The organism is Vulcanisaeta sp. JCM 14467 (genome assembly GCF_001316245.1).
Taxonomy (GTDB): domain Archaea; phylum Thermoproteota; class Thermoprotei; order Thermoproteales; family Thermocladiaceae; genus Vulcanisaeta.
This window is the reverse complement of the sequence record NZ_BBDM01000002.1, coordinates 251,217-276,009: the sequence shown is the minus strand read 5'-3', so window position 1 is coordinate 276,009 and position 24,793 is coordinate 251,217. Positions and strand designations below refer to the sequence as shown.

The following is a 24,793-nucleotide window of genomic DNA, read 5'->3' as shown; positions in this document are numbered from 1 at the left end:
GACCACCCTTAGGATGTACGCATTCTATGCGGAGCCGAGGGCGTTGATACTGGGTGGCACGGGCGGTCTTCGGCCAAGTCTCGCTGGTGATTGATGGGTGCAGGGTAGTTATAACTGAGGTTAGGGCGGGCGTGCTTGACCTGGCGGAACTACTGGGCAGGTACGTGGAGGCTATTGCGGGTGTTAAGGATGGTTGGAGGGTGGACCTCTACGCACTGCACATAGCATACCCAGCCAGGTACCTTGATTCGGTACTATACTTCATGAGGAGGTATGGGGTGCAGAGGAGGTTCCTAAGGATAGTGCTTGGGGATCCGAGGGTGGTCCCGATTAAGGCGGAGGGTATTGATGGTGTGGTGAGGAATGTGGCTTACCTACATGCGGTTAAGCACGTCATAGCGAGTACCGTGGGTAGCCCAGGCCCTGGTAGGATGTCGCCGACAATACATAGGGTGCTCCTTGAGTCGGGCTATAACGCTGATGAGGGGCTTGCGATGAGACGTGGAGGGGCCGTGCCATGTAAGGTTGAGTTGAGGTAATGCCCCTTGCCAATGCGTAGGGCATTGGTCAGTAGACCCCGATAATACCCCGCAGGGCGCCCAATGACTTGCCTTATAGAACCATTAATCCACTCAACATAACCCACACCTAGTTTGGGCATTTAATGACGCCACTGGTGAGGGCTGATTTAATAGCGCCTCTGCCTCACTGGTTTTAGCTCTAGCGGTGTTATGGATTTTATAATCACAACGTCCCCCTGCTTAATCCCCAACGCCTCCCTAACGCTCTTGGGTAGGGTGAATAGTCGGGCCGATGTTCGCTTAGCCCTCAGTAGTTTAACGCTTAGGGTAACCTCCCTACCGCCGTGTTCCATGATTACCATTGCGTAATCAAAGTTTGCCAATCCTAATGTCTTGATGAGGCTGGACGGTATGTATACCTGGTTATTACCGTAGACCGTGGCCATGTACGGGAGACCACGCCTAGCCCTCTTAATGCCATCACCACCCATACCAATTAAACGTGGTGCATGTCGTTAAAAGCCAAACCCATATTTATAACCCATTTATAACCTAGTAATATTGCTATAAAAACTATATTACTCCCACAAACCACATACTCAGTATGCCCAGGAGGGGTGAGGCGCGAGGGCTTGATGAGGACCTTGAGCTTAGGGCGATTAGGCTCGGCATTGTTGCCGTACCCACGAGTGTGAGGGAGTTGCGTAGTTACATAATGAGGGAGTGGTTGAGGGATAGGAGGGCTGGTAGGGTGGTTAGGATCGTCGCGCTGGCCTTAATGGTGGCCACGGTGGTTGGGGTTGGCGTGGCCCTATTGATTAATTACCTAATGCGCACGGCGCCCATGGAGACTACCGGCGTCCTAATCCTCATAATCCTCATAATAGCCTCGATAATCTACGGGAGCACCGAGTCCACGATTTTGGACCGAATCACGAGGTAGCCTAATAAAATGGCCGGGGCAGTAATGTGGAGTAATGAGTCCCCAACCAAACCACCTGGGGCCAGCCCAGGCGGAGGGTTGGGGATGATTCAAGGCGCGGCGGCCCCCACAAACGTCTCGGCGGTCCCTAAAGTATTCTCCTCCAAGGTGGTTCTATGTCCCTTAGGAGTGATCAGAGGGAGGTTGCCGAGAGGTTATTGCAATTGCTTCAGAGTAATGCCGCTGTTGGTTTAATGGCGCCTACTGGTTGGGGCAAGAGTTATACATTGGCATATGTTGCGAAAAGCATTGGCGGTAGGTGGTTATGGGGTACAAGTTTAGTTAGTGCAGAATATAGTGCTGCAGCCGCATTGAGGAGTTTCAACGTTAAGTACATACTGACGGCGGGGCGTGAGAAATTATGTTTGCTAGGTCTTAGTAATATTGATTTTAGGCTGAAAAACGCATGTATGCAATGCAGATATAATTATGTCGTTAAGGACCAAGGTATTATGGGGAGACTTGGCGATTACATCGATTTTGGCATGATTAAGGAGGTGGCCATGACCGCTGATTCATGTCCTTACTTATTGCAGGAGGAAGCCACAAGGAGGATGTTGCGTAATGAAAGAAACATTGTCGCGTTAATGCATTATCGGCGAATACCAAAGTATATCAGATGGGCCGACTTTATAGTCATTGATGAGGCCCACTCATTGACCTTGCCGCGTATTGTTAGGCTGCCTAGAAGACTCATTGAAATATTGTTGGATGAGTTAGGTATACGCGGTATCGATTGCAAGAATACCGAGGCCGTTAGGGTTGTTCTATCCGAGAACCTGCTAAACATCCTAAACATTGCAGAGGGCGGGGACTTGGATATTAACATTGATTTAGATGCTGTCGTCGATTTCATCGATTCGGCCATAACGTATTATGACGCATCATCCGATGAGCTGGTGGGTCTCCAGATGAGCGACTTAGGCGCTATTAATAATAAAAGGATTATCTACGTAAGCGCAACTCTGCCACCTACCATCTTATCGTCAATACCATCAGTGCGCGTGCCGCCGTCGACAATTATTAAAGTGAAGATTCCAAAAGATGCCGTGGACGTAACACTGGAGAACCTGCAGTACCGCCACAGGGAAAGAATTGCGAAACTGCTTAGGAGGTACTTAGATAATGAACCAACCGTGATTTTCACAACGTCAAGTAAGGATGTGGTATCACTCATAGAAGATGTTACTTACGAGGACGAAATCGGCGTAAACGTCTGCGAGAGACCACCGCCGATATTGGTTTTGAATTTCTATGGCAAATTCAGCGAAGGGTATCGCTTAACGTGCTATCGTAGGGCGATTTTATTAACGGTGCCTTTACTGCCTATTGATGTCTTAAGGCGTTTACGCATTAATGAGACGGATTTGATTGTGACCAAGACGGTGCAGGTAATCGGTAGGTTGCTACCGCAACCAGAGGAGCCTGACATTATAATGCTGGACAGGCGATTTTGGAAATACTGCAATACGCTGATGAACTACGGCATTCAATGCGTTGAGGATTAGCCGCGGGCTGACCACTTCACCCGGCATTGGCCGGGTGGGGTGGGATGAGGCCCGTGATGACGTATCCTAGCGCGGAGCCCTGAAGAGGATTAGAGCCGCCGAGGTTGACTGCCCCACCCGGCCGCCGAAAGTCTCCTTTAGTGATTAATAAACCCATCGCCCTCGTTGCCTTCGATGCGTTGATTGCCAAGGCCCGGGCTGACCCGCCTCAGCCAGCATGGGTGGGGTTGGCTGGGGTGGGGGTGAAGCCCGGGCGGTTTGATGACCACGGCACGAGCAGACCACTGAAGATGGGACGACGTGCTGACCTTGCCCGGGCCGACCCACCCCGGCCCCTAAAACCCATGCCGGCTGGGGATTAATAAGGTTATTGCCTTAGCCGCCTTTGATGTCTTTTAAGCCGTTATTGCCTTAGGGTTGGGTAATGAGCCCCTGAGGTATAGCGCCCGGGAATTGCCTGGGTGAGGTCCTCAGGGGTGATCCATTGGCGCGGCGGGCCCCCACCTACGGCTAAGTATAGGCCGAGGGCTGCGGCGTTGCTTGAGAGGTTCTTAAGGGAGGAGTTGCATAGGCACTTGAGGAATGTTAAGTACGTTAATGGTGAGTACAAGATTTACTATAGTGAGCTTAAGAGGTACTTTGAGGCGCATGGCTTGCCGGGCGCTGCGGCTCTCATTTCCTTGACCGCCAATGGGTATTTAGAGTACGTACTGCTTAAGCTCGGCTTTAGGGTTAGGAGGGGTAGGAAGTACATCGTGGTGATAGTTGATGGGCGAGAAGAAGGAGGATGAGTTGTTTTATATGTTGAAAAAGTACATTGATGAGAAGTTCCAGGGGTTGGTCGAGGAGTTGAGGGACGGTGTGGTGATGAAGGAGGATGTGAAGAGGATCGAGGACAATATCATGAAGAGGGTCCTCAAGCTCATAAATGCGAGCAGGAACGCAAATAGGGATGTCAATATTGAGCAGTTGAGGCAGGAGTTGGAGGAGAGGCTTTTGAGGGAGGTTACAGAGCATTATAGTGCGTTGAGGCGGGAGCTTGAGGGGTTGAGGGGTGAGGTTGAGGAGTTGAGGAGGGAGTTGGAGGCGTTGAGGTTTGCTCCCTGCTGCGATAAGGCGTGTGATGGGGTGGTTGAGCTATTAACCTACCTTGACCGGCGTAATCGAAGTCGGCGTAGGCTCTACGCCTTAATAGCGATTGCAGCTGCCGCCGCAGCCGGCATTACGCTAATAATCGTACATCTAGGGGCCATACCATTGCTGCTACTGCTCATGCTAGTCATAGCCGCAGTCATAAGGTCCACATCATGATGCAGTCTTATAAGGCGAGGACAAAAAAAACACTAGACACAATGAGCCCCCGACTAAACCACCCGGGAACAGCCCGGGCGGAAGGTTGGGGGTGATCCAAGCCTACTGTTAAAACGCCGCGACCGCCCCCTTGTGGAGAGTGCGTCTCAAACGATGATTCCGACATGTCGAGGCTAATCACTGCGTCTGTAGTAAGTACGTAGGGAGTGGTGGTGATAGTAATGGTTAATACTTGGAGCGAGGCAATTAGGTTGGCTGCGGTTTTGCTGAGGCGATTAAGGGGTTATAATGAGAAGTCTGTGAAACGATTCTTCACGAGGGATTGCTATCATTACACTGCCCCGGTCTCCGAGACTTGGCATTACGATAGGAGGATGGAGAAGTGTTTACGTACGTGGTACCTCAGGGCGATCATTACTGTGGCGTCCGTGATCCATCCATTCCTCAGGGCATACGGGACTAGAGTAATTGAGACCGTTGTTAATGAACTCGATGTATCCAGGATTGACGTTGAAAACGACCTAATCAGAGGCTTGGGCAGCTTAATCTATGAAAAGATAAACGGTTACATCACCAATAATAGCAGGGGCGCCGTAACGAGTAATGATCTTGTAATAGCCAGGATGCTGAGTAACGGTATTGGTGATTTACTATCGCAAATCTCAAGGATAGAGACGCTAATGAAAAATTGTAGGGATGGGGTCGTCAGCATTGGAGGTGAGGAGTTGGATTGCACTGACTTATGGTTGTACGCTGCCGAGCTTCACCAAGTGCTGAGTGAGCTTCAGAGATTAGCCAAGAAGTACAACGTGAGTGTCGAGTTAGATAGAAAGCCGTGGTGGCTTTGGCTCTAGCCGTTTAAACCCTGCCTGCTCCCTGGCCTTTCTTTCTCCCTCCCCCTTCCCTCTCGAGCCGGCGGCTCCCCTGGTTAGGGGGGCTCCCGGCGTGTGTGGCTGGGGCTGTGGGGCTTCGCGATCCCAAGCCCCCAAGCCGAGTGCCGAGGGCGCCGCCCCTGGGCTGGCAATGGGGCTAGGCGATCCCAAGCCAACCCAGGGAAACGGCAGGGAGAGGAAGGCCAGGGAACAGGCGGGGATAGGATGCGGAGTATATAAAGCTAAACGAGGAGTAGAAAGAGCTGGTGAAATTAAGGTATGCAGGGAAAATTAGCTAACCAACGCATGAGGAGGACGAAGCGGTAAGTATATAAATAGGCGAAGAAAAATACTAATAGTCTCCTTCCCATCTCCCTCACCTGTGGAGGGGCGCCTCGCCGGGTTGCCCGGTGGGGCGCCAACCCATTCTCACCCGATTCATCAATTCTCACCTTAATCCTCGGGTGGTGGGTGGTATGGCCCCACCGGGCAACCCGGCGATCCTGCCGGGAGGAGGACCTCGGTGGGGCGTCTCCTCCCAGGTGAGGGAGATGGGGAGGAGGAAAAACCAAAATACAAACTCCGTTCAAAATCAAAATCAGAGCCAGGGGGCAGGTGGGGTAATGCCCAATGGCCCACCGCCTGATAGGGTGGAAAGGGTCCGCCGCGCCATTAATACTAATACAGGCGGGGCGGAGTGGCCTGGGCGCCCCGGCCCACCGCAAACCCTCGATACTCTTGATGAGGAGAAGTTAAAGGAATTGTTGAAAAAGAACAGATTTTGTCGTGGAAGACAGAGACGCTGGAAATACGTTTGTGGTAGCAAGGAGATTAGTGAAGAGGAAAGGGGTAGGGCAGTTGAGTTGCTTGTTGAAACTGTTAGGCGATTGGTGCATTGGTACGTTTGGGATGTTTGGTGGGTCGGGAAGTATAGGAAGGAGTTGTTGGAGATTAAGAGCAGGGCGCAGTTACTGAACAAGTATGGTGATAAGACTGTAAACGGCTTAATGAGATTAATTGGGAAATTCGAGAAATATATTGAGCAATTGCAGGAGTATTGGCAAGAGGTGGGCTATGAAGTCAGGGGGATTATTAATGATCTCCTTAACGGAAGGGTCGAAGTCATAATCAGGAATGGTGAGGGAATAACCATATATGGGAAGCATTTGACGTTGGAAGCAAATAAGACAGCTAGTAGTATAACGGTTCAGATCGTGTTCAGGTTTAGAGGTATCACGATAAAGACGCCTGACGTGCTTGGAATGGTGATGAATAGGGAGGAGTATGCTAAATTCTTGCTGGCGTTGAGGTTGGGTTTCGCAGTTACTGATGAGTCAGTGTATTATGAGGGTAAGATACCACAGATGGTTACTACGCAAGTCTGGCAAGCAGTGCTTTGGTCGATTTTATACCCAGGCCATATTTACATGCTTGCGCATGGTATTCATGTGAACAAGAATGGTGTATCAATAGAGCTTGGATTGAGGGCTAAGAACTATCGCTCGCTCAAGGATAGAGCTCTTGAAATAGCTAAAGAGCTTGGTGAGGATGCGTTACCTGTGTTTTTATTTGCGGCAGTGCTCGGCGATGGCAGTGCTCTTATTGTGCATAAAGCCCGTGGTGGTGTTGAGCCCATAATCTGTATTGCTATATCGAGCTACGACTTTGATAAGTGGGAATCAATAGTCAATAGGTTGGGCATTAGGTGGTGGGCGCCTGAGACAAAAAAATTCCATAAATTCCATATACTACTACGACAATAATGCGATTGACCTTGCCAGGAGAATAATCAACTCACTGCCACATGCGCTACAAGACCTATTGGACGTCTTATCCTTTGGGAAGTGGTTGAATCTGAAGGAAATTGCAAGAATGGAGATGAAGTTTAGGAGAGGTGAGAATCAAATTGAGGTTGCGGGCATAAAATTCTCGGTGTATATTAGTGAGAAGGGCAGGGGCTTTGAATTAAGACATAAAGTTAAGAGCGAGACCGAGATTCACGAAATCATTAATAAGTTGAGAAGTGTTTACGGTGAGGATTTCATGGTGGGGATATACGAAAGCGGTAAGTATACGCTTATTAGGATTCCAGCATACATTGCTGAAAGGTATGATGATATAAAGAGGCGGGTTATATCCGTGTTATGTAAGAAGTTTATGAGGGCGAAAAATGAGGAGAAAAGACAGTATATAGCAACTGTATTAAGGCGTTTGGCACCCACAAAGGGGGCGGCCGCGGTGAGGAATGGACTTTAAAACAGGCTTTTCAAGCCGTCAATGATGTTGACGCATGCCGCCAATTTATTGTTGATGAGTGACCTGGCTATTTCAATGCCGACGTCCTTACTGGGTACCGTGACCAGCACCACTATGTACTCTTCCCCTCCCATAGTCACTACGTGGGTCACCGCCTAACCTACTAAAGTGTTATTGTCGTTAACACGCTCAGTAATTAATGCAATTATTGATAATGTTTTAAAGCGAGGGGCCTTGGCATTGTCTCAATGGAGTACGTAAGTCTTGGTAGGACTGGTCTTAGGATTTCGAGGGTTGGCCTTGGTGCGTGGCAGTTTGGTGGCGATGTCTGGGGTCCATATGAGTATGGTGTTGCCAGGGAGGTTATTGCGAAGGCTTATGAGCTTGGTATTAACTTCATAGATACGGCGGCGGTTTATGGGCGTGGGCGTAGTGAGGAGTTTGTGGGTAGGGCGATTAGGGAGTTGGGTATTAGGGAGCATGTCGTTATTGCCACTAAGATACCGGGGGATTGGCATAGGTATGATGACGTGCTTAAGGCGGCTAGGAGGAGCAGGGAGAGGGTTTAGGTCTGTTTGTTTTCTTCATTTCTTCATTTTGTTTTCCTCCCCTCTCTCGGGTTTCATTGTTCATTGGGGAGGCGCTTTGGGTTGACCCTGGCAACCCCGCACACGCCTGCACAGCCCTTAACCATATGTTCATGGCTCCGACAACATCCCTATCACCAATGAATCCGCAGTTTCTGCAAAATGCCAGTCTATGGATGTAGGTTAGCCTTGAACCGCACCTCGGGCATGTGGTTGATGTATTCCTTGGGTCCACGATGATCACTGGTACGTTGTGTTCAATCGCCTTTGCAATTACTGCATGTCGAAGCCTCCTATATGCGAATAGCGTTAACTTCCACCTGATGCCATCATCCTTACCATTTATCGAATCCCTTAAATGCTCCAAGTCCTCAAGGATGATCGCATGTTTATGTTTATAGGCCTTCGTGACTATTTCCTTAGCGAGCTTCCACGATGAGTCATTGATGATGTTCCTGGTCCTCCTATGAAGAGCCTTTATCCTACTCAGAATCCTCTCGTTATACCTCCACCTTTTAGGATACCTCCTCTGTAATTCCTCAGCCCTAGCCCTCTTGCTTAGGGCATCAATGAGCCTAGTCCTGTACCTCCTGATTTCAGTGCCGTTGTATGTCGTGACTGTCCTGAGGTTAATATCGATTGCCGTGAAACCCCTAGGGATATACGGTTGATACCTGGTCTCGAAGATGATACTAACGAATAGCCTCTTATTCTCGTACTTAACATGTACCTCCTTCCATCTTAAACCCAGAAACCTCTCAATGTACTCCCTCCTATGCCTAAGTCTCAGTACATACCATCTATCTCTCAGTATTATCCTTACAATTCCCTTATTCAGTTCCACCTTGGCGTCTTGGTAGTCGAGCCTTGCAGTGAATTTCCTTACTCGTGGTTTATTGCCGTTGTTGGACTTGGCTGATTTGACAATGGCTAGGGCGTTGTCGTAGATATCTTGGCCACGTGGGCCCTGAAACCATACTGCCTAAGCATTGGGTAGAACAGTTGATGCAATTGGCTCCTCTTGGGCAGTTTATCCAAGTCCCACAACGCATGCCTATGCATTGTCAATTCCCATAAAAGCTCATTAACATCTCCACAAACGACCTCGGCCTCCGCCTTTAACGCCTTGTAACGCGTACCCTCGGGAACCCGCCAAGCAAGGCGGATAAAACCCCTCATTGGTTACTCACTTTACCGGGCATTAGCACACAGATTTATAAGCCTTAGCATACTGATTATAACGTATGGTGGCGATATACGTGTTCGAGGGTAAGGTCGTAAAGACCGGCGAAAAATATCTCATATATCCACCAAAGGAGTATCAAGAGAAGCTCTCAAAATTGCACGGGAAGAAGGTAAAAGTAATAGTAATAGAAGAAAGCGAATAAAACAAAAACCACAAACGGCTTGGCGTTGGCGTCATTGACCTACTCCAGCTGCACTGGCCCGCCTGCTGGCATAATGTCCCCATCTGCGAGACCATGAGGGCCATGGAGAGGTTGGTTGAGGATGGCGTGATTAGGTACATTGGCGTGAGTAACTACCCACTTCAGCTCCTTGAGGCTGCCCGTGCGTGCCTTAGGAGGAGTGATATCGTTAGTTCCCAGAATAGGTATAACCTAATCGAGAGGGATGTGGAGAAGGAGTTGTTGCCATACCTGCAGCGTGAGGGTATCACGCTAATAGCCTGGAGTCCATTGGCGAAGGGTGCGGTCACTGGTAAGTATGGCCCGGAGAATAGGCCTAGGGTGATTTGAGGGAGAATGAGCCCGTGTTTTACCCTGACAATCTTAGGGAGATAAGTACGAAGTTGATACCGGTGATTAGGGAGTTGGCGGGTAAGTACGGTAAGACGACGGCACAAATAGCGCTTAACTGGCTTATAATGCATGATAATGTTGTTCCAATACCAGGGGCTAAGAGTGCTGCCCAGGTTGTTGAGAACGCTGGTGCGGCTGGGTGGAGGTTAAGTGAGGATGATTTTAGGAGACTGACCGAGGCGAGTAATTCCTTAGTTATAACGTATGTTACCTGGTAATCAATCATAGTTGATTAAAAACGGCAAATTTAGTTTTATTTAGGCTTGAATTGCTGGATTAATGTATGAGACTTCCCAAGGGGATTTATGGAATAACGGATACGAGCTACACAATAAAAAAACCACGTGGATGCAGCGAGGGCTTTTCTCGAGGGTGGTGTTCGTATTGTTCAGTATAGGCGTAAGGAGGGTAGTATTAGGGTCATGCTTGAGGAGGCTAGGACGATTAGGAGGCTTTGTAATGAGTATGGTGCGGTATTCATAGTCGATGATAGGGTTGACATTGCAATACTGAGCGATGCGGATGGCGTCCACGTGGGCCTTGATGATGCACCTGTTAATGAGATTAGGCGTAGGTTTGGTGGCTTAATAATTGGTGCCAGTGCGAGTACTATTGATGAGGCTGTGCAAGGTGAGAGGCTGGCGCGAACTACATTGGCGCCGGCTCCGTGTTCCCAAGCCCGACCAGGCTGATTATAGGGTAACGGGGCTTGATGGGTTGAGGGGTATTGTTAGGTCCGTGAGTATACCGGTCTATGCAATTGGTGGTATAACGCTTGAGAGTATACCCGCCATTAAGGCCGCTGGTGCCTGGGGTGCGGCCGTGATATCGGGTATACTGGCTGCTAAGGACCCTGTTAAGATGGCTAGGGCATTTGTTGAGGCTTGGGAAAATGCCTAGTTCTTTCTAGCTGTGTAATTCTATGCCTAGTATAAAGGATTTGCCTTGTAATATACACATAGTAATGCTTATTAATACTTGATATTTAGCAAATAAAACGTGGCAACTACTACACCTGAAATGAGCCGAAGTGAGGTTGCTAGGCATTACACTAATGCTATAGCAAAGCTTGTAATATACATAGTCGTGTATGTCGCGGTTGCTGCGGTGGTTCACTATATAATAACGTCAGTACTACCAGAACTGCCAATTAAAGTGAATGTTGAGCCGTATGAGGGTTATGTAAATGTATTACTGGCCCTTGCCTTCGGCTACCTAATAGTGTCTGCCTTTGCTGATGTTATTTATTGGGCGATGAGGTTTAGGTATGTTCATCCAACGGCTAGGGCCATGAGAAACGTATTCCTGTTAATCGGCATTGGTGCATTGGCTGCAAGCATCGCGGGCGCAGTTGGCGGTGGTGCTGCTGGTGTTGCTGTTGGTGGTTTCCTAGGCATTGTGATTGGTTTCGCAGTCCAGCAAGTCCTTGGGCAGGCGGTGGCCGGCTTGTTCCTGCTATTGGCTAGGCCATTTAGGATTCATGACCATGTTAATTTACTTGGTGAGGATGGTATTGTTAATGATGTTGCGATTTTGTTCACAGAGGTTGTTAAGAGTGATGGTAGTAAGGTCTTGATACCAAACAATGCTATAATTGGTAATAAGATATACATACTGCCCAAGCAGCAACCTCAGGCTCAGCAGCAACAGCAGAAGTAATCGTTGGGTTAAAATACAATATTAAATTTATTAATTGGTATTATTCCTCTATTTCCCGTGCCTTTACAGAGCCATGTTCAGATAGGCATTGTTGGTAAGCCTAATGTTGGTAAGTCCACATTCTTTGCCGCGGCGACAATGATTGATGTTAAGATTGCGCCATACCCATTCACCACCATTGAGCCCAACGTGGGTGTTGGCTATGTTAGGATACCCTGCGTCTGCAGGGACTTGGGTGTTAAGGATAACCCGAGGAACTCAATATGCATTGATGGTAATAGGTTCATACCAGTGGAGCTCATAGACGTTGCTGGCTTAGTGCCTGGTGCCTGGCAGGGTAGGGGCTTGGGCAATCAATTCCTCGACCACCTAAGGAGGGCTCCCGTACTAATCCACGTCGTCGACATGGCTGGCGCGACGGATGAGGAGGGTAGGCTGGTTAAGCCTGGCACTCACGATCCATTGGTTGATATCGAGTTTCTTGCTAATGAGGTTACCATGTGGATGGTTCAGATGCTTAGTAAGGATTGGGATAAGTTGGTTAGGCTTGTGGATTATGCTAAGAAGCCACTGCTCGACGTGCTTTATGACAGGTTTAGTGGGTTGGGCATAACCCAGGCGCAGATAAGTGATGCCCTCACAAAGCTCGACCTTGATAAGAAGCCGCTTAGTAGGTGGAGTGATGATGATATGAGGGGCTTCGTGTCAATGCTTAGGGAGTTGAGTAAGCCCATGGTTATTGCCGCGAATAAGATGGACATCCCAGAGGCTGAGGATAATTACAGAAGGGTTGTTAAGGAGGTCGGTAACAAGTACAGGGTCATACCCGTAAGCGCGGATTACGAATTAGCCTGAGGAGGGCGGCTAAGGCTAATCTAATTAAGTATGTGCCTGGTGATGACGACTTCGAGATAGTCTCGAGCAGTTTAACGAAGGCCCAGAGAGATGCCCTGGAGAGGATTAGGGACTTCATGCACAGGTGGGGTGGTACTGGCGTCATTAAGGCATTGAATACCGCCGTTTTCGATGTTCTCGGCATGATAGCGGTATACCCCGTGGCTGATGAGAGGAGGTTCACGGACACGGAGGGCAATGTACTGCCTGACGTATTATTACTGCCTAAAGACGCCACAGTGCTTGACCTGGCCAGGGCTATCCATAGCGAGATAGCCGAGAAGGCCGTTACGGGGGTTGACGCCATTACGGGTAAGAGGCTTGGTGTTAATTCGAAGCTTTGGCATAGGGCTGTGGTGAGGGTTTACGTGTCGAAGTGAGTGATCACATCCTCCTTAGCTTGGGTATTCCGAGTATGTCCATGGCATTGCCAAGCACTGTCCTCACAGCACTCACTAGGTTTATCCTAAACTCCCTAATGCCGGGTTCGGCATTGAGTACTGGGTACTTCTCGTAATAACTATTAAACACCAGGGACAACCTATTCACATACTCAATCATATTTTCAAGTCTCAATTCCTGGGCAGCCCTGGCAATAACCTCGGGATACTCACCGAGCAGTAGTATTAATTCCCTCTCCTCATTAACGATGTTGTCAGGTATCTGCGTAGTCCTGGGTATTTCGCTAGCCTTCTCGAGAATGCCGTTTGTCCTAACGTACGTATACTGTACGAAGGGTCCACTATTCTGTCTTAAATTCAGTACCTTATCCCATGAGAAGGTTAATGGCTTGCTAGGGCTCACTGAGAGGAATGAGTACCTAATTGCGCCAACAGCCACGGCCTCAGCCACCTTATCAGCCTCGCCAGGTGGGAACCTACTCCTCACTATCTCCATAACCCTATCCTTAGCCTCATTAAGCAGCTCATCTAGTGACACGTACACGCCCTTCCTGCCGCTCATCTTCATTCCGGCTAAATTAACCATCTCATAGGAATAATGAATTAACTTCTTAGCCAAATCGTAGTACCCCATGGCATGAAGCGCCAACCTAAGCTGGGCCTGCGGGTGAGCCTGCTCCGAGCCGATGACTCTGATTAACTTATCAAATTTGAAGTTGTCCCAGAACCATAGGGCGTAGGCAATATCTCTGGTTAGGTATAGGCTTGTTCCATCACTTCTGAGTAGGGTTGCCTTCGGTATGTACCTGGGCAGTTTTAATTCATCCCAAAGCCTAAGATCCTGGGCATACTTATCAGCCTGAACACCAATGCCCCATTGTCCCTCTCCATGTATTGCGGGACCTTCCTGAGCAATTCATTAACTACCCTGGAAACGCCACCATTATCAACCGCAACCTCGCTCTCGAAGTCCCACGAGTCGAAGCTAATGCCGAGCCTGTCAAGGGTTATCCTGAAGCCCTTTAGGACTATGTCCACGGCCTCCCTAATGACCTTCCTGACGAATTCATCACCATTCTCGTAGGACCTTGACCACTGCTTAACCATTAGTGGCAGGTCCTCAAACTTACTCAACCCCTTGAGCAAAGCCTCGGTGAGTTCTCTATCCCTCTCCATGAAGTTGTTAATTACTGAGACCCACTCATCCCTCTCGCTAATTAGTTTATTTGCGTCCTCATACTTACCCTCACTATTCAATTGTTCAATCTGCTTACTCAACCTCCTAACCTCACTAACTGCATAGGTCACTGAATAAATAATACCCATGATATCGTCAGGTTTCCAGCCACTGTTAATTTTATTAAGCACGAGGTCTCTGGCCACGTAATAACCAATGCCAACATAAGGCATTTGGTCACCGCAGTCATTAACGTAGAAATGAACCCTAACAGACGCACCGCAGAAACGGAGCAATCTAGCCAGCGAGTCGCCAAGTACCGCATTTCTGCCATGACCAATGTGCATGGGTTTAGCGGGGTTTGCGCTTGTATGTTCAATTATGTAATTACCTGTTGGGCACTTATCACTAATGCCGTACTTATCACCTAAGTTATTAATTGAAGATAGCACAATGTTTGCATAGTTCTTTGTATTTATATCAATATTTAAATAGCCATTAACCAATATAGCTTTATTTATTAACCTTAATTGAGGTGTTATCCTATTACTAACTATTTCATCAATATTCTTATGCTCCCTCACAATGCTATGCATCGGAATAGCTAAATAGCCGTATTGAGGTGGTGCCCTTATTACCTCATTAATGTACTTAGTCACGTCAATACCAACCTCAGTGCTTAGAAGCTCAAGGAGTCTCTGGACATCCTTAATCACTTCACCATATGGATTACTCATTCAAGATGTGGACCCGGTCTAGTTTATTAAATGTTTTAATGCTGTTGGTCACGTCCTGGTGTAAGGCTTATATAGCCGTATGATAGGCATAGCGCCGTGAGTTCAAGTAGGAGGAGGAAGAGTGAGGAGCGTTTTAGGAGGATTCTCGAGCATGAGTACATGCCTAAGGCTGAGATCGTGCCTAAGGAGGAGGTTAAGGAGATTCTCAAGCAATTGAATGCTAAGGTCTTCCAATTACCGTGGATTAGGGCGAGTGACCCATTAGTTAGGGCGATAGGTGCTAAGCCAGGTAATGTTATCAGGATTATTAGGAAGTCCGACACGGCTGGCGAGTTTGTCACGTACAGGTTCGTGGTTCCGGGCTAATGCACAAAGCAATTTAAATAAGTCCCTTTATGAAGAAGAAGGAGCATGATTATTCAGCCAATGGATGAGCATCCTGGAAAAAAGAGTTTAAATATTGAATATGCATGGGGTGATTAATCATGCCGATGAATAATCCTGGCATTGAGCCTGGTAAGGCACTGGATTCCGTGCCAATACCAATTCTAAGGTCTAAGAGGGCTTACACGGCATTCCCATCATCAGACGATAGGTGGGAGTTGGTTAGGGCATTCATTAGGGAGGGTGGTCTCGTTAGGCATCAGATTGATTCCTTCAATGACTTCGTGGAGAAGAAGTTGCAGGAGATTGTCAATGAGAATAACGTAATCGAGACCGAGGTTAAGGGCTTGTACATAAAGCTTGAGAGGATTGAGGTTGGTAAGCCGAGGGTTAGGGAGGCCGACGCTAGCGAGCACATTCTCTATCCAATGGAGGCTAGGCTTAGGAACCTCACCTACGCAGCACCGCTTTACTTAACAATGTCTCTATACGTAAATGACGAGGAGGTTGATAGGCAGAAGGTCTATATTGGCGACCTACCAATAATGGTTAGGTCCAAGTTCTGCAACTTATATGGGCTTAAGCGGCAGGAGTTGATCAGCAAGCTCGAGGATCCTGACGATCCAGGCGGTTACTTCATCATTAATGGTAGCGAGAGGGTTATTGTATCGCAGGAGGACTTGGCACCAAATAAGCCTTTCTACGACAAGGGTGATAAGGCGAGCATTACGCACGTGGCTAAGGTAATATCGATTGGGGCTGGGTACAAGACCACGGTGACTGTCGAGAGACATAAGGATGGCATTATATACGTCACGTTCCCAGCAATAGCTACTAGGATACCATTTCCAATAATAATGAGGGCTCTGGGTCTCGAGACTGATGAGGACATAGTACTTGCAGTCAGCGATGACCCTGACATACAGAATGAGTTATTGCCATCACTCCAATTCTCAGTTCAAATAGCGAGTACGGTTGATGACGCTCTGGACTTTATAGGCAGTAAAGTGGCCATTGGACAGCCAAGGGAGGTTAGGATTGAGAGGGCTAGGCAGGTGCTCGATAGGTACTTCCTACCACACCTAGGCACTACCGAGGAGACCAGGATAAAGAAGGCCCTAATGGTTGGGCAGATGGTTAAGGGCGTTATCGAGATGTACCTTGGGCGTAGGCAGCCTGATGATAAGGACCACATAGGCAACAAGAGGGTTAGGCTCGTTGGCGATTTAATGGCTCAGTTATTTAGGGCTGTGTTTAGGCAGGTTGTTCAGGACATTAGGCAGCAGTTGGAGAGGCATTACTCAAGGGGTAAGATACCGAGCCTAGTCACCCTGGTTAGGGCCGACATAATAACCGAGAGGATAAGGCACGCATTGGCCACAGGCAATTGGATAGGCGGCAGAACAGGAGTCTCGCAAATGCTCGATAGGACCAACCTGCTCTCAACCCTGAGCCACTTGAGGAGGGTCGTGTCCAACCTAAGCAGAACGCAGCCTCACTTTGAGGCAAGGGACCTACACCCAACCCAATGGGGTAGGCTTTGCGCCATTGAGACCCCGGAGGGTCAGAACTGCGGTTTGGTGAAGAACCTGGCATTACTCTCCACAATAACGGTTGGGGTTGATGAGAATGAGGTTGAGAAGATGCTCTACGACCTTGGCGTTGTGCCAATACTGAAGGCGAGGAGGGAGGGTGTTAAGGGTACTGAGGTTTATCTGAATGGCAGGTTAATAGGCATTCATACGGAGCCAGATAAGCTAGTGAGTACTATTAGGGAGATGAGGAGGAGGGGTCAGATTAGTCATGAGATCAATGTTGCAAGGATAAAGAATGAGTATCTTGACGAGGTGAGGGTTAATTGCGATGGTGGTAGGCTTAGGAGGCCAGTAATAATCATTGAGAATGGGAAGCCAAGGTTAAAGCCAGAGCATATTGAGAAGTTGAGGAAGGGTGAGTGGACCTGGAGTGACCTGATCAGTAATGGCATTGTTGAGTACCTGGATGGCGATGAGGAGGAGAATGCCCTAGTGGCGATTAATCCTGAGGAGGACATGAGCAGGTACACCCACATGGAAATAATACCATCAGTCATGATAGGCGCCGTGGCCTCAATAATACCATATGCAGAACATAACCAGTCACCTAGGAACATCTACGAGGCAGCAATGGCGAAGCAAAGCCTTGGATTCCCAGCGGCCAATTATAGGTTTAGGATGGATAGTAGGGGTCACCTGCTTATTTATCCCGAGAGGCCGCTGGTCATTACAAGGGGAATAGAGCTTAACGGCTATCTAGAGAGGCCGGCAGGGCAAAACGCCGTTGTTGCGTTACTGACGTACACGGGCTATAACATGGAGGATGCCATCATCCTAAATAAGACATCCATCGAGAGGGGTATGTATAGGAGCGTGTTCTTTAGGACGTATGAGACAGAGCAGATGAGGTACCCAGGCGGTGAGGAGGATAGGATAGAAATACCGTCGGCCGAGGTCAGGGGCTACAAGGGACCTGAGGCCTACGCTCACCTTGATGAGGATGGCATTGTGTCGCCTGAGGTATTCGTATCAAGTGGTGAGGTGCTAATAGGCAAGACATCACCACCGAGGTTCTACGGTGTTTACACAGAGACCGTGGTGCCCAGCGCCAGGAGGGATTCATCAATAACGGTTAGGCGTGGTGAGAAGGGCATCGTTGATAGCGTCGTTGTTACAGAGACTAATGAGGGCTATAACTCGTTAAGGTTAAGGTTAGGGAGTTAAGGATCCCAGAGCTCGGTGACAAGTTCGCCAGTAGGCATGGGCAGAAGGGTGTCATGGGCATGATGATACCAATGCAGGACATGCCATTTACGGAGAATGGGATAACCCCAGACATAATAGTTAACCCACACGCATTACCGAGTAGAATGACCGTTGGTCAATTACTTGAGTCAATGGCTGGTAAGGTAGCAGCGCTCAGGGGTGTGATGATTGATGCGACGCCGTTTGAGGGTATTACCGAGGAAGAGCTTAGGGACTTTCTCATTAGGTCTGGCTTTAGGTGGGATGGTAAGGAGGTCATGTATAGTGGGTTGACGGGTAGGAAGCTCGAGGCTGACATATTCATTGGTGTTGTCTATTACCAGAAGCTTCACCACATGGTTGCTGATAAGATACACGCCAGGGCGAGGGGCCCGGTGCAGATATTGACTAGGCAGCCTACGGAGGGTAGGTCTAGGGAGGGCGGTCTTAGGCTTGGTGAGATGGAGAGGGATGTCTTAATAGCTCATGGCGCAGCTGCCTACTTAGGGAGAGACTTGTTGAGTCCAGTGATAAGTACGTCATGTATATCTGTGAGGACTGCGGTATGGTTGCTTGGTACGACTCCAATAAGGGCAAGCCTGTGTGCCCAATACACGGTGATAAGGGTAGGATTGTGAGGGTTGTGGTGCCCTACGCCTTTAAGCTATTGCTTCAGGAATTAATGAGTCTCGGTATATACCCAAAGATTGAGACAGGTGATTTAATTGAGGAGAGGAGGGCCTGATAAGGTTTATTTAATGGTTCGTCAAGGGGGTGATGAGTAATGGCAACCCAGACAGAGAGGGTTTCCGTCAGGGAGGAGGAGATACCACTAAAAGCTATTAAGGCCATTAAGTTCTCGATATTATCACCAGACGTCATTAGGTCCATGTCGGTCATGGAGATAACCACATCAGAGACCTACGATGAGGCAGGTAGACCGATGGTTGGTGGATTAATGGATAGGAGACTCGGCGTTGTTGAGCCGGGCGCCAGGTGTGAGACCTGCGGTAACCCACCCGACAAGTGCCCTGGTCATTTTGGCAGGATTGAGCTTGCTAGACCCGTGATACACGTTGAGTATGCCAAGTATATACATGATCTGCTTAGAACAACGTGTAGGGAATGTGGCAGGATACTATTGACAGATGAGGAGATTGAGAAGTATAGCAAGAGGATGGCTAGGCTTAAGGTTAGGTGGAAGTTACTTGCTGATAGGCTTATTGAGAGGATTAGGAAGAAGGCCATGGAGAGGACAGTATGCCCGCACTGCGGTGCCAAGCAGTATAAGGTCAGGTTTGAGAGGCCGTACACGTTCTATGAAGAGAAGGAAAATGGCGTGCTCGAGAAGCTGGACCAATGAAGATTAGGGAGAGACTTGAGAAGATTCCGGACAGTGACCTGGAGCTATTGGGTTGGGATCCAAAGTTCGCAAGGCCCGAGTGGGCAGTCCTAACCGTATTACCAGTACCACCACCGCAAGTCAGGCCATCAATACAGCTAGAGACTGGTCAGAGGAGTGAGGATGACTTGACGCATAAGCTCGTGGACATTGTTAGGGTTAACGAGAAGCTTAGGACGGCGATAGACTCTGGCGCACCGAGTAGTGTTGTTGACCAGCTATGGGACCTACTCCAGTACCACGTAGCCACATACTTCAATAATGAATTACCAAACCTACCACCGGTCAAGCACAGGAGTGGTAGGCCGCTTAAGACCCTGGCTCAGAGACTTAAGGGTAAGGAGGGTAGGTTCAGGGGAAGCTTATCCGGTAAGAGGGTTGACTTCTCATCAAGGACGGTGATCAGTCCAGACCCTAATCTGAGCATTAATGAAGTCGGTGTGCCGATTGATGTAGCTAAGATACTGACCGTACCGATGACAGTCACCGAATGGAATATTGAGATGGCTAGGCAGTTAGTACTTAATGGTCCCGAGGTGTGGCCTGGCGCTAATTACGTGATTTACCCAGACGGTAGGAGGGTTGACCTTAGGTACTTCAGGGATAGGCGTGAGCTAGCCAATAAGTTAGCGCCAGGGTTCATAGTTGAGAGACATTTGGTGAATGGCGATATTGTATTGTTCAATAGGCAGCCAAGCCTGCACAGAATGTCGATGATGGGTCACATAGTGAGGGTACTGCCTGGCAGGACATTCAGGCTCCACTTGGCGGTTTGCCCACCATACAATGCCGACTTTGATGGGGATGAAATGAATCTACATGTGCCGCAGAATGAGGAGGCTAGGGCTGAGGCTAAGACGTTAATGCTTGTTCAGAACCACATAATAACGCCCAGGTACGGCGGCCCAATAATAGGCGCTAGGCAGGACTACATAACGGGTGGTTACCTACTGACTAGGAAGGACACACTCATAAACAAGGAATTGCTCATGTACCTACTGGGCGCGGCTAATTATGACGGTGAAATTGATGAGCCAGCCATAATGTACCCGAAGGAGCTCTGGACTGGTAAGCAGGTGGTATCAATGCTCCTCCCCAAGGACCTAAATTGGGTTCAGCCAACGGCAATTAAGGAGAGCTGTAAGGACCCATACAACTGCTACACGGATGAGTACATAGTAATTGTTAATGGCTACATGGCCGCCGGAGTCCTCGATAAGAAGTCCATTGGTGCTGAGCAGGTTGATTCACTTTGGCACGTGATAGTTAAGAGGTACGGTAATGACTATGCGAGGAGGTGGGTTGACTCGATGTTAAGGGCATTACTCAGGTTCCTGGATCTTAGGGGGTTCACAATGGGTGTTGACTCGTTGGATATGCCGAGAGAGAGTTATATGGAGCTTGGGAAGTTGTATGAGGATAGTGAGAAGAAGGTTCTTGATTACATACAGAGGTTCAGGGAGGGTAAGCTTGAGGCTGAGCCTGGCCTAACGATTGAGGAGACGTTGGAAAATGACATAACGATAGAGTTAAGCCGTGTTAGGGAGCAGCTGCCCGTGTTGTGGAGAAGTACATTGATAAGGATAGCGAGGCCTACATAATGGCGAAGACAGGCGCCAGGGGCAGCATAGTCAACATAACACAGATGGTGGCAATGATCGGCCAACAGACAATAAGGGGTGAACGCTTCAAGAGAGGATTCGCTGGAAGGACTACGGCACACTTTGAGCCTGGTGATCTAGGACCAATGGCTAAGGGATTCGTTAGGAACAACTTCAAGGTCGGATTAACACCACTTGAGTTCTTCTTCCACGCAGCAGGTGGTAGGGATGGCCTGGTTGATACGGCTGTTAGAACTGCCCAGAGCGGTTATATGCAGAGGAGACTCATTAATGCGTTGCAGGACATTTACGTGGCCTACGATGCACCGTTAGGAATGCCTCCGGTTCCATAATACAGACCAAGTATGCCGAGGATGGCATTGATGTTAGTAAGAGCGATCATGGCAGGCTTAACCTAAATGAAATATTTAGGAGGGCAGGCATAAGTAGGTGATGGGCATGGCCGAGGCAAAGAACGTGGTCTCACAAGAGGAATTGAATAACGTATTAGCCCAACTAGCCAATATACTGCCTCCTAGGATCATTGGTGAATTAAAGAATAAGCTCTTGGGTACGGAAATAACGAGGGAGCAATTAGCGAATTTAGTCAGGATACTCATTAATGAGTATTATAGAATGATGATTGATCCCGGGGAGGCGATAGGCATTGTCACTGCACAGTCAGTTGGTGAGCCAAGTACGCAGATGATCCTCAGGTCATTCCACTTCGCAGGGCTTAGGGAGTTCTCAATGGCACTGGGTCTCCCCAGGATGATCGAGCTTGTTGATGCCAGGAGGAAGCCATCAGTGCCCATGATGACTATATACCTAGACGAGGAGCATAGGAACGACCCAAACAAGGCCCAGGAGATTGCTTACAAGATTCAATTAACGACCATAGAGAATGTGGCTAAGAGTGTTGAGGTTGACTACATTAATTCGCAGATAACAATTGAGATTGATGAGGATGAGCTTAGGCAGAGGGGCTTGACCATGGAGGATGTTAGGAAGGTTGTGGAGAGGATTAAGGGTAAGGGTGCCCAGGTAGAGATTGAGGGTAATGTCATTAGGGTCACGCTTGAGGAGGCCGACATAATAAAACTCAGGAGGATTAGGGACAAGATAATGCAGACCAGGCTGACTGGCATTAAGAATGTTAAGAAGACCCTGGTTAGGTATAAGGATGGTGAGTGGATAATAGAGACTGAGGGTACGAACCTTGAGGCAGTCCTCACAATAGATGGTGTTGATTATAGGAGGACAATATCCAATGACATTCACGAGGTTGCCGAGGTGCTCGGCATAGAGGCTGCTAGGACTGTTATAATGAGGGAGTTGAAGAAGGTCCTTGATCAACAGGGTTTAGACACAGACATTAGGCATCTAATGCTTATCTCTGACGTAATGACCTGGACAGGTAGGGTTAGGCAGGTGGGTAGGCATGGCGTTGTTGGTGAGAAGGAGAGCCCGCTGGCTAGGGCCGCCTTTGAGGTAACGGTTAAGAACCTAGTCGAGGCTTCTATTAAGGGTGAGATAGAGAACTTCAGGGGCGTCGTTGAGAGTGTGCTTGCCGGTAAGTACATACCGATTGGTACTGGTATTGTTCAGTTACTAATGGAATTCGAGTAAAATATTACCCTAACCCATCGTTGGCATTAGGTTTAAATAGGGTCTTTTCAGGGCTGTCTTGAATGATTGATATCTCACGAGAACTCCAGGTAGCGTTGAACACAGGTAAGGTAACACTGGCTATAGGGAATCACTTAAGGCAATAATTGATGGATCGGCAAAACTAGTAATCTTAGCATCTAACGCGCCAGCCGACATAATGAACACTGTGCAGTACTATGCAAAGTTATCAAATGTGCCAGTATACGTGTTCCAAGGCTCGAGTTGGGACCTTGGCGCAGCGGTTAGGAAGCCCTTCAAAATCTCGACAATAGCCATAATTGACCCAGGAGAAAGCAATATATTGGCTCTAGTAGCACAACGTACTGGGTGATCGTCATGCCGAGCATTAGATTAACAGAGGAGGAAATTAGGTACGTGGCATTATTCGAAAAGATAACTGGAATAACACCAAGAGATACAGTAATCGACCCTCAATACAACAGGATAATATTCATAGTAGACAAGAACTTCGCACCACTCGCCGTCGGCAAGAACGGCATTAATATCAGGAAGCTCAAGGAGCTAACTGGTAAGGACGTTGAGGTTGTTGAATATGGAGAAACGCCGGAGGAACTCATTAAAAATAGCCTATACCCCGCCAGGGTACTTTCGGTGAAAATAACGAAGCTACCCAATAACGGTAGTATAGCAATAGCCACGGTACATAATGAGGATAAGGCAATAGCAATCGGTAAGCAGGGTAGGAACATCAATAGGGCTAAACTACTGGCTAAGCGGTACTTCGACATTGATAGGATAAAAATAGTGTCACCAGAACAAAGCCAGTGACGTGAGGAAAAAGTAAATAAGCACTTAAATTAACGGTGAAGGCGATGCCCGGTAAGAAATCGCCGCTCGGCATGTTCGCAGCCAGGGGATTAAGGGAGAGGAGGAAGAAGTTTAGGTGGAGCGACACATACTACAAGAGGAGGATGCTCGGGATAGCCAAGAAATTCGACCCACTAGAAGGAGCACCAATGGCCAGGGGAATAGTACTAGAGAAGGTCGGTGTAGAGGCTAGGAAGCCAAACGCAGCCGTTAGGAAGTGCGTCAGGGTCCAAATTACTAAGAATGGTAAGGTTGTCACGGCATTCGTGCCATGGGACGGAGGCCTAAACATAATAAATGAGCATGACGAGGTCATAATCGAGAGAATCGGCGGACCAGAAGGTAGGGCTTATGGTGACCTGCCAGGTGTCAGGTTCAGGGTCATAATGGTTAATGGCGTTAGTTTAAAGGCAATTCTTCAGGGGAAGAAGCAGAAACCCGTTAGGTAATTTTTAACAATACTCTTTAGGCTCTTTAGGATTATTACTACGGTTAATCGTTAATCCTCGGATCCCTGATCATCATTATCCTGACTGTTAGAAGCCGTGTAATTACCCTCATGCTCACCAACAGGCTTTATCGTTATTAATGGCCTATTAACAACGTTAGGCGGTCCCTTAGGATTGGGCTTAACCGTGTAATAAACTGTTATTGATACCGTGTAATTACCCGGCCCTAAATAAACGGTATACTCATCCCTATGCAGATTAAGCGTTATTGTCTGGTTACCAATGGCTATAACAACCGTAAAATTACTAAACACGTCATCCAAGCCCTCATGGTGAAGTTCGACCTTGAAATAGCCCGAGGAGTTAACGTATAAGTAGGCAGTTGCCTTAGTAGTGCCGCTCATACCTGGTGTCAGGTTACCGAGGTTTATATATGCAGCAACGGTGGTGTATGTTGGAGGTGGTGGCAGTATTAAGTGGTAGCTTAGGTATGCGAGTACGCCATTCATATTCGCTGCAACGGCCATGCCACTTAGTCCGGCGATAAACGCCAGTGCTATGACAAGCCAGGTCTTCATATTAAGAAGAGGAATTGATCGACAATTAATAAAAGTTGCGCAGCACAAGTATTTAAGGAAAAATGCTCGAACAAAGCCATTCAATGAACCTTAAAAATCCCAATCACGACCTCCAATATCTAGTCAGTACTAGGGTTATTGTGCATGTTGAGACGATTAGATAGTTGCTAACTAACGTAGTTAGGTATATGAGCAGGGGCACCTCATCAAGCTGTAGCCTACCTTTGATCACCAAGACAAATAAGCTCGCTGGTTAGAGTAAGTACGTGCGTCAAGGATACCACGAAGTTGACGACTCTAATCACGAAACCGTATGCACGAACCATTTCCATTAAATAAACTCAGCCTTTTAATGTATCCTCAACCCAGGAACTA

The 24,793-nt window shown here is 48.2% G+C and carries 25 protein-coding genes and 6 pseudogenes; 23 read left to right on the top strand and 8 right to left on the bottom strand.

The annotated features are described in order from the left end of the window. The first annotated feature begins 53 nt into the window (after positions 1-53). On the top strand, positions 54-539 hold the full coding sequence (locus JCM14467_RS03595; protein WP_252900594.1) for a hypothetical protein: 486 nt from the start codon (positions 54-56) through the stop codon (positions 537-539). 149 nt (positions 540-688) lie between these two features. On the opposite strand, the gene JCM14467_RS03590 is transcribed toward JCM14467_RS03595, so the two are convergent. Then, entirely contained in the window at positions 689-1,012 is a 324-nt protein-coding gene (locus tag JCM14467_RS03590; RefSeq protein ID WP_054849170.1) for an AbrB/MazE/SpoVT family DNA-binding domain-containing protein, read from the bottom strand. A gap of 113 nt (positions 1,013-1,125) precedes the next feature. Between JCM14467_RS03590 and JCM14467_RS03585 the strand changes: the two genes are divergently transcribed. The 8 genes from JCM14467_RS03585 to JCM14467_RS03545 all read left to right on the top strand — a co-directional run bounded on the left by JCM14467_RS03585 (position 1,126) and on the right by JCM14467_RS03545 (position 7,450). Further along, the gene (locus JCM14467_RS03585) at positions 1,126-1,464 is read left to right on the top strand and encodes a hypothetical protein (protein WP_054849169.1); all 339 of its coding nucleotides are present in this window, start codon (positions 1,126-1,128) and stop codon (positions 1,462-1,464) included. A gap of 155 nt (positions 1,465-1,619) precedes the next feature. After that, a complete protein-coding gene (locus JCM14467_RS03580) occupies positions 1,620-3,011 on the top strand; it encodes a hypothetical protein (protein WP_054849168.1) in 1,392 nt (463 codons plus the stop codon). Positions 3,012-3,487: 476 nt separating this feature from the next. Beyond that, on the top strand, positions 3,488-3,802 hold the full coding sequence (locus JCM14467_RS03570) for a hypothetical protein (protein WP_252900593.1): 315 nt from the start codon (positions 3,488-3,490) through the stop codon (positions 3,800-3,802). Beyond that, positions 3,780-4,322, top strand: a complete 543-nt coding sequence (locus JCM14467_RS03565) for a hypothetical protein (protein ID WP_054849165.1) — start codon at positions 3,780-3,782, stop codon at positions 4,320-4,322. Before JCM14467_RS03570 ends, JCM14467_RS03565 begins: the two co-directional genes overlap by 23 nt. Before the next feature lie 221 nt (positions 4,323-4,543). Continuing rightward, complete coding sequence (locus tag JCM14467_RS03560) at positions 4,544-5,176, top strand: hypothetical protein (RefSeq protein ID WP_252900622.1); 633 nt, start codon at positions 4,544-4,546, stop codon at positions 5,174-5,176. 91 nt (positions 5,177-5,267) lie between these two features. Next, a complete protein-coding gene (locus JCM14467_RS03555) occupies positions 5,268-5,489 on the top strand; it encodes a hypothetical protein (RefSeq protein ID WP_054849164.1) in 222 nt (73 codons plus the stop codon). Between the two features lie 328 nt (positions 5,490-5,817). After that, complete coding sequence (locus JCM14467_RS03550; RefSeq protein ID WP_252900592.1) at positions 5,818-6,957, top strand: hypothetical protein; 1,140 nt, start codon at positions 5,818-5,820, stop codon at positions 6,955-6,957. 85 nt (positions 6,958-7,042) lie between these two features. Next, the gene (locus tag JCM14467_RS03545; RefSeq protein ID WP_252900591.1) at positions 7,043-7,450 is read left to right on the top strand and encodes a hypothetical protein; all 408 of its coding nucleotides are present in this window, start codon (positions 7,043-7,045) and stop codon (positions 7,448-7,450) included. Here the strand turns inward: JCM14467_RS03545 and cutA are convergent. Further along, entirely contained in the window at positions 7,447-7,584 is a 138-nt protein-coding gene (cutA, locus tag JCM14467_RS03540) for a divalent cation tolerance protein CutA (protein ID WP_252900621.1), read from the bottom strand. The genes JCM14467_RS03545 and cutA overlap by 4 nt on opposite strands. Before the next feature lie 114 nt (positions 7,585-7,698). Here cutA and JCM14467_RS03535 point away from each other — a divergent pair. After that, positions 7,699-8,016: pseudogene (locus tag JCM14467_RS03535) on the top strand (aldo/keto reductase); the annotation flags it as partial. Here the strand turns inward: JCM14467_RS03535 and JCM14467_RS03530 are convergent. Both JCM14467_RS03530 and JCM14467_RS03525 read right to left on the bottom strand, forming a co-directional pair. Then, the gene (locus JCM14467_RS03530; RefSeq protein WP_252900620.1) at positions 7,994-8,965 is read right to left on the bottom strand and encodes an RNA-guided endonuclease TnpB family protein; all 972 of its coding nucleotides are present in this window, start codon (positions 8,963-8,965) and stop codon (positions 7,994-7,996) included. The pseudogene JCM14467_RS03535 and the gene JCM14467_RS03530 overlap by 23 nt on opposite strands. 2 nt (positions 8,966-8,967) lie before the next feature. Then, positions 8,968-9,216, bottom strand: coding sequence for a hypothetical protein (locus tag JCM14467_RS03525; RefSeq protein WP_054849159.1), 249 nt, complete (start codon positions 9,214-9,216; stop codon positions 8,968-8,970). 65 nt (positions 9,217-9,281) lie between these two features. On the opposite strand from JCM14467_RS03525, the gene JCM14467_RS15450 reads away from it, so the two are divergent. The 6 genes and pseudogenes from JCM14467_RS15450 (at position 9,282) to JCM14467_RS03505 (ending at position 12,790) form a co-directional block, all read left to right on the top strand. After that, positions 9,282-9,425: a hypothetical protein gene (locus JCM14467_RS15450; RefSeq protein ID WP_252900590.1), complete on the top strand. Its 144-nt coding sequence runs from the start codon at positions 9,282-9,284 to the stop codon at positions 9,423-9,425. A gap of 12 nt (positions 9,426-9,437) precedes the next feature. Beyond that, a pseudogene (locus JCM14467_RS20360) lies at positions 9,438-10,075 on the top strand (aldo/keto reductase); the annotation flags it as partial. 126 nt (positions 10,076-10,201) lie between these two features. Beyond that, on the top strand, positions 10,202-10,549 hold the full coding sequence (locus tag JCM14467_RS15435) for a thiamine phosphate synthase (protein ID WP_252900588.1): 348 nt from the start codon (positions 10,202-10,204) through the stop codon (positions 10,547-10,549). Beyond that, positions 10,473-10,757: a thiamine phosphate synthase gene (locus tag JCM14467_RS15430; RefSeq protein ID WP_252900587.1), complete on the top strand. Its 285-nt coding sequence runs from the start codon at positions 10,473-10,475 to the stop codon at positions 10,755-10,757. The genes JCM14467_RS15435 and JCM14467_RS15430 overlap by 77 nt, the downstream gene beginning before the upstream one ends. Before the next feature lie 120 nt (positions 10,758-10,877). Next, positions 10,878-11,516 carry a mechanosensitive ion channel domain-containing protein gene (locus tag JCM14467_RS03510; protein ID WP_054849209.1) on the top strand — a complete coding sequence of 213 codons (639 nt, stop codon included), beginning with the start codon at positions 10,878-10,880 and terminating at the stop codon, positions 11,514-11,516. A 57-nt stretch (positions 11,517-11,573) separates the two neighbouring features. After that, positions 11,574-12,790: pseudogene (locus JCM14467_RS03505) on the top strand (redox-regulated ATPase YchF). A gap of 4 nt (positions 12,791-12,794) precedes the next feature. On the opposite strand, the gene argS (JCM14467_RS15425) reads toward JCM14467_RS03505, so the two are convergent. Then, complete coding sequence (gene argS, locus JCM14467_RS15425) at positions 12,795-13,625, bottom strand: arginine--tRNA ligase domain-containing protein (RefSeq protein ID WP_252900618.1); 831 nt, start codon at positions 13,623-13,625, stop codon at positions 12,795-12,797. A gap of 2 nt (positions 13,626-13,627) precedes the next feature. Further along, positions 13,628-14,725, bottom strand: coding sequence for an arginine--tRNA ligase domain-containing protein (gene argS / locus JCM14467_RS15420; RefSeq protein ID WP_252900585.1), 1,098 nt, complete (start codon positions 14,723-14,725; stop codon positions 13,628-13,630). A 96-nt stretch (positions 14,726-14,821) separates the two neighbouring features. On the opposite strand from argS (JCM14467_RS15420), the gene JCM14467_RS03495 reads away from it, so the two are divergent. The 7 genes and pseudogenes from JCM14467_RS03495 (at position 14,822) to JCM14467_RS03465 (ending at position 23,840) form a co-directional block, all read left to right on the top strand. Next, complete coding sequence (locus JCM14467_RS03495) at positions 14,822-15,091, top strand: DNA-directed RNA polymerase subunit H (protein ID WP_256359197.1); 270 nt, start codon at positions 14,822-14,824, stop codon at positions 15,089-15,091. A 119-nt stretch (positions 15,092-15,210) separates the two neighbouring features. Beyond that, positions 15,211-18,634, top strand: a pseudogene (locus JCM14467_RS03490) (DNA-directed RNA polymerase subunit B). A 39-nt stretch (positions 18,635-18,673) separates the two neighbouring features. Beyond that, positions 18,674-21,346 (top strand): annotated as a pseudogene (rpoA1, locus tag JCM14467_RS03485) (DNA-directed RNA polymerase subunit A'). Positions 21,347-21,369: 23 nt separating this feature from the next. Further along, on the top strand, positions 21,370-22,521 hold the full coding sequence (gene rpoA2, locus JCM14467_RS03480; protein ID WP_054849207.1) for a DNA-directed RNA polymerase subunit A'': 1,152 nt from the start codon (positions 21,370-21,372) through the stop codon (positions 22,519-22,521). Between the two features lie 62 nt (positions 22,522-22,583). Further along, a pseudogene (locus JCM14467_RS03475) lies at positions 22,584-22,894 on the top strand (50S ribosomal protein L30e). A 5-nt stretch (positions 22,895-22,899) separates the two neighbouring features. Then, positions 22,900-23,352, top strand: coding sequence for a NusA-like transcription termination signal-binding factor (locus JCM14467_RS03470; protein ID WP_054849206.1), 453 nt, complete (start codon positions 22,900-22,902; stop codon positions 23,350-23,352). A 44-nt stretch (positions 23,353-23,396) separates the two neighbouring features. Continuing rightward, entirely contained in the window at positions 23,397-23,840 is a 444-nt protein-coding gene (locus JCM14467_RS03465; RefSeq protein ID WP_054849205.1) for a 30S ribosomal protein S12, read from the top strand. A gap of 50 nt (positions 23,841-23,890) precedes the next feature. Here JCM14467_RS03465 and JCM14467_RS03460 read toward each other — a convergent pair whose 3' ends face one another. Next, positions 23,891-24,418: a hypothetical protein gene (locus tag JCM14467_RS03460; RefSeq protein WP_054849158.1), complete on the bottom strand. Its 528-nt coding sequence runs from the start codon at positions 24,416-24,418 to the stop codon at positions 23,891-23,893. 103 nt (positions 24,419-24,521) lie between these two features. Continuing rightward, positions 24,522-24,650: a hypothetical protein gene (locus JCM14467_RS19330; RefSeq protein ID WP_256359196.1), complete on the bottom strand. Its 129-nt coding sequence runs from the start codon at positions 24,648-24,650 to the stop codon at positions 24,522-24,524. Between the last annotated feature and the right edge of the window lie 143 nt (positions 24,651-24,793).

What these genes read in the sequence shown, in the direction of transcription:
- JCM14467_RS03510 (WP_054849209.1), top strand. Translation starts at nt 10,878, where the DNA reads ATGAGCCGAAGTGAGGTTGCTAGGCATTACACTAATGCTATAGCAAAG.
- JCM14467_RS15450 (WP_252900590.1), top strand. Translation starts at nt 9,282, where the DNA reads ATGGTGGCGATATACGTGTTCGAGGGTAAGGTCGTAAAGACCGGCGAA.
- JCM14467_RS03465 (WP_054849205.1), top strand. Translation starts at nt 23,397, where the DNA reads ATGCCCGGTAAGAAATCGCCGCTCGGCATGTTCGCAGCCAGGGGATTA.
- JCM14467_RS03460 (WP_054849158.1), bottom strand. Translation starts at nt 24,418, where the DNA reads ATGAAGACCTGGCTTGTCATAGCACTGGCGTTTATCGCCGGACTAAGT.
- JCM14467_RS03525 (WP_054849159.1), bottom strand. Translation starts at nt 9,216, where the DNA reads ATGAGGGGTTTTATCCGCCTTGCTTGGCGGGTTCCCGAGGGTACGCGT.
- argS (WP_252900585.1), bottom strand. Translation starts at nt 14,725, where the DNA reads ATGAGTAATCCATATGGTGAAGTGATTAAGGATGTCCAGAGACTCCTT.
- JCM14467_RS03560 (WP_252900622.1), top strand. Translation starts at nt 4,544, where the DNA reads ATGGTTAATACTTGGAGCGAGGCAATTAGGTTGGCTGCGGTTTTGCTG.
- JCM14467_RS03580 (WP_054849168.1), top strand. Translation starts at nt 1,620, where the DNA reads ATGTCCCTTAGGAGTGATCAGAGGGAGGTTGCCGAGAGGTTATTGCAA.
- JCM14467_RS03585 (WP_054849169.1), top strand. Translation starts at nt 1,126, where the DNA reads ATGCCCAGGAGGGGTGAGGCGCGAGGGCTTGATGAGGACCTTGAGCTT.
- JCM14467_RS03565 (WP_054849165.1), top strand. Translation starts at nt 3,780, where the DNA reads ATGGGCGAGAAGAAGGAGGATGAGTTGTTTTATATGTTGAAAAAGTAC.
- JCM14467_RS03550 (WP_252900592.1), top strand. Translation starts at nt 5,818, where the DNA reads ATGCCCAATGGCCCACCGCCTGATAGGGTGGAAAGGGTCCGCCGCGCC.
- JCM14467_RS03470 (WP_054849206.1), top strand. Translation starts at nt 22,900, where the DNA reads ATGCCGAGCATTAGATTAACAGAGGAGGAAATTAGGTACGTGGCATTA.
- JCM14467_RS15430 (WP_252900587.1), top strand. Translation starts at nt 10,473, where the DNA reads ATGAGGCTGTGCAAGGTGAGAGGCTGGCGCGAACTACATTGGCGCCGG.
- JCM14467_RS03590 (WP_054849170.1), bottom strand. Translation starts at nt 1,012, where the DNA reads ATGGGTGGTGATGGCATTAAGAGGGCTAGGCGTGGTCTCCCGTACATG.
- cutA (WP_252900621.1), bottom strand. Translation starts at nt 7,584, where the DNA reads ATGGGAGGGGAAGAGTACATAGTGGTGCTGGTCACGGTACCCAGTAAG.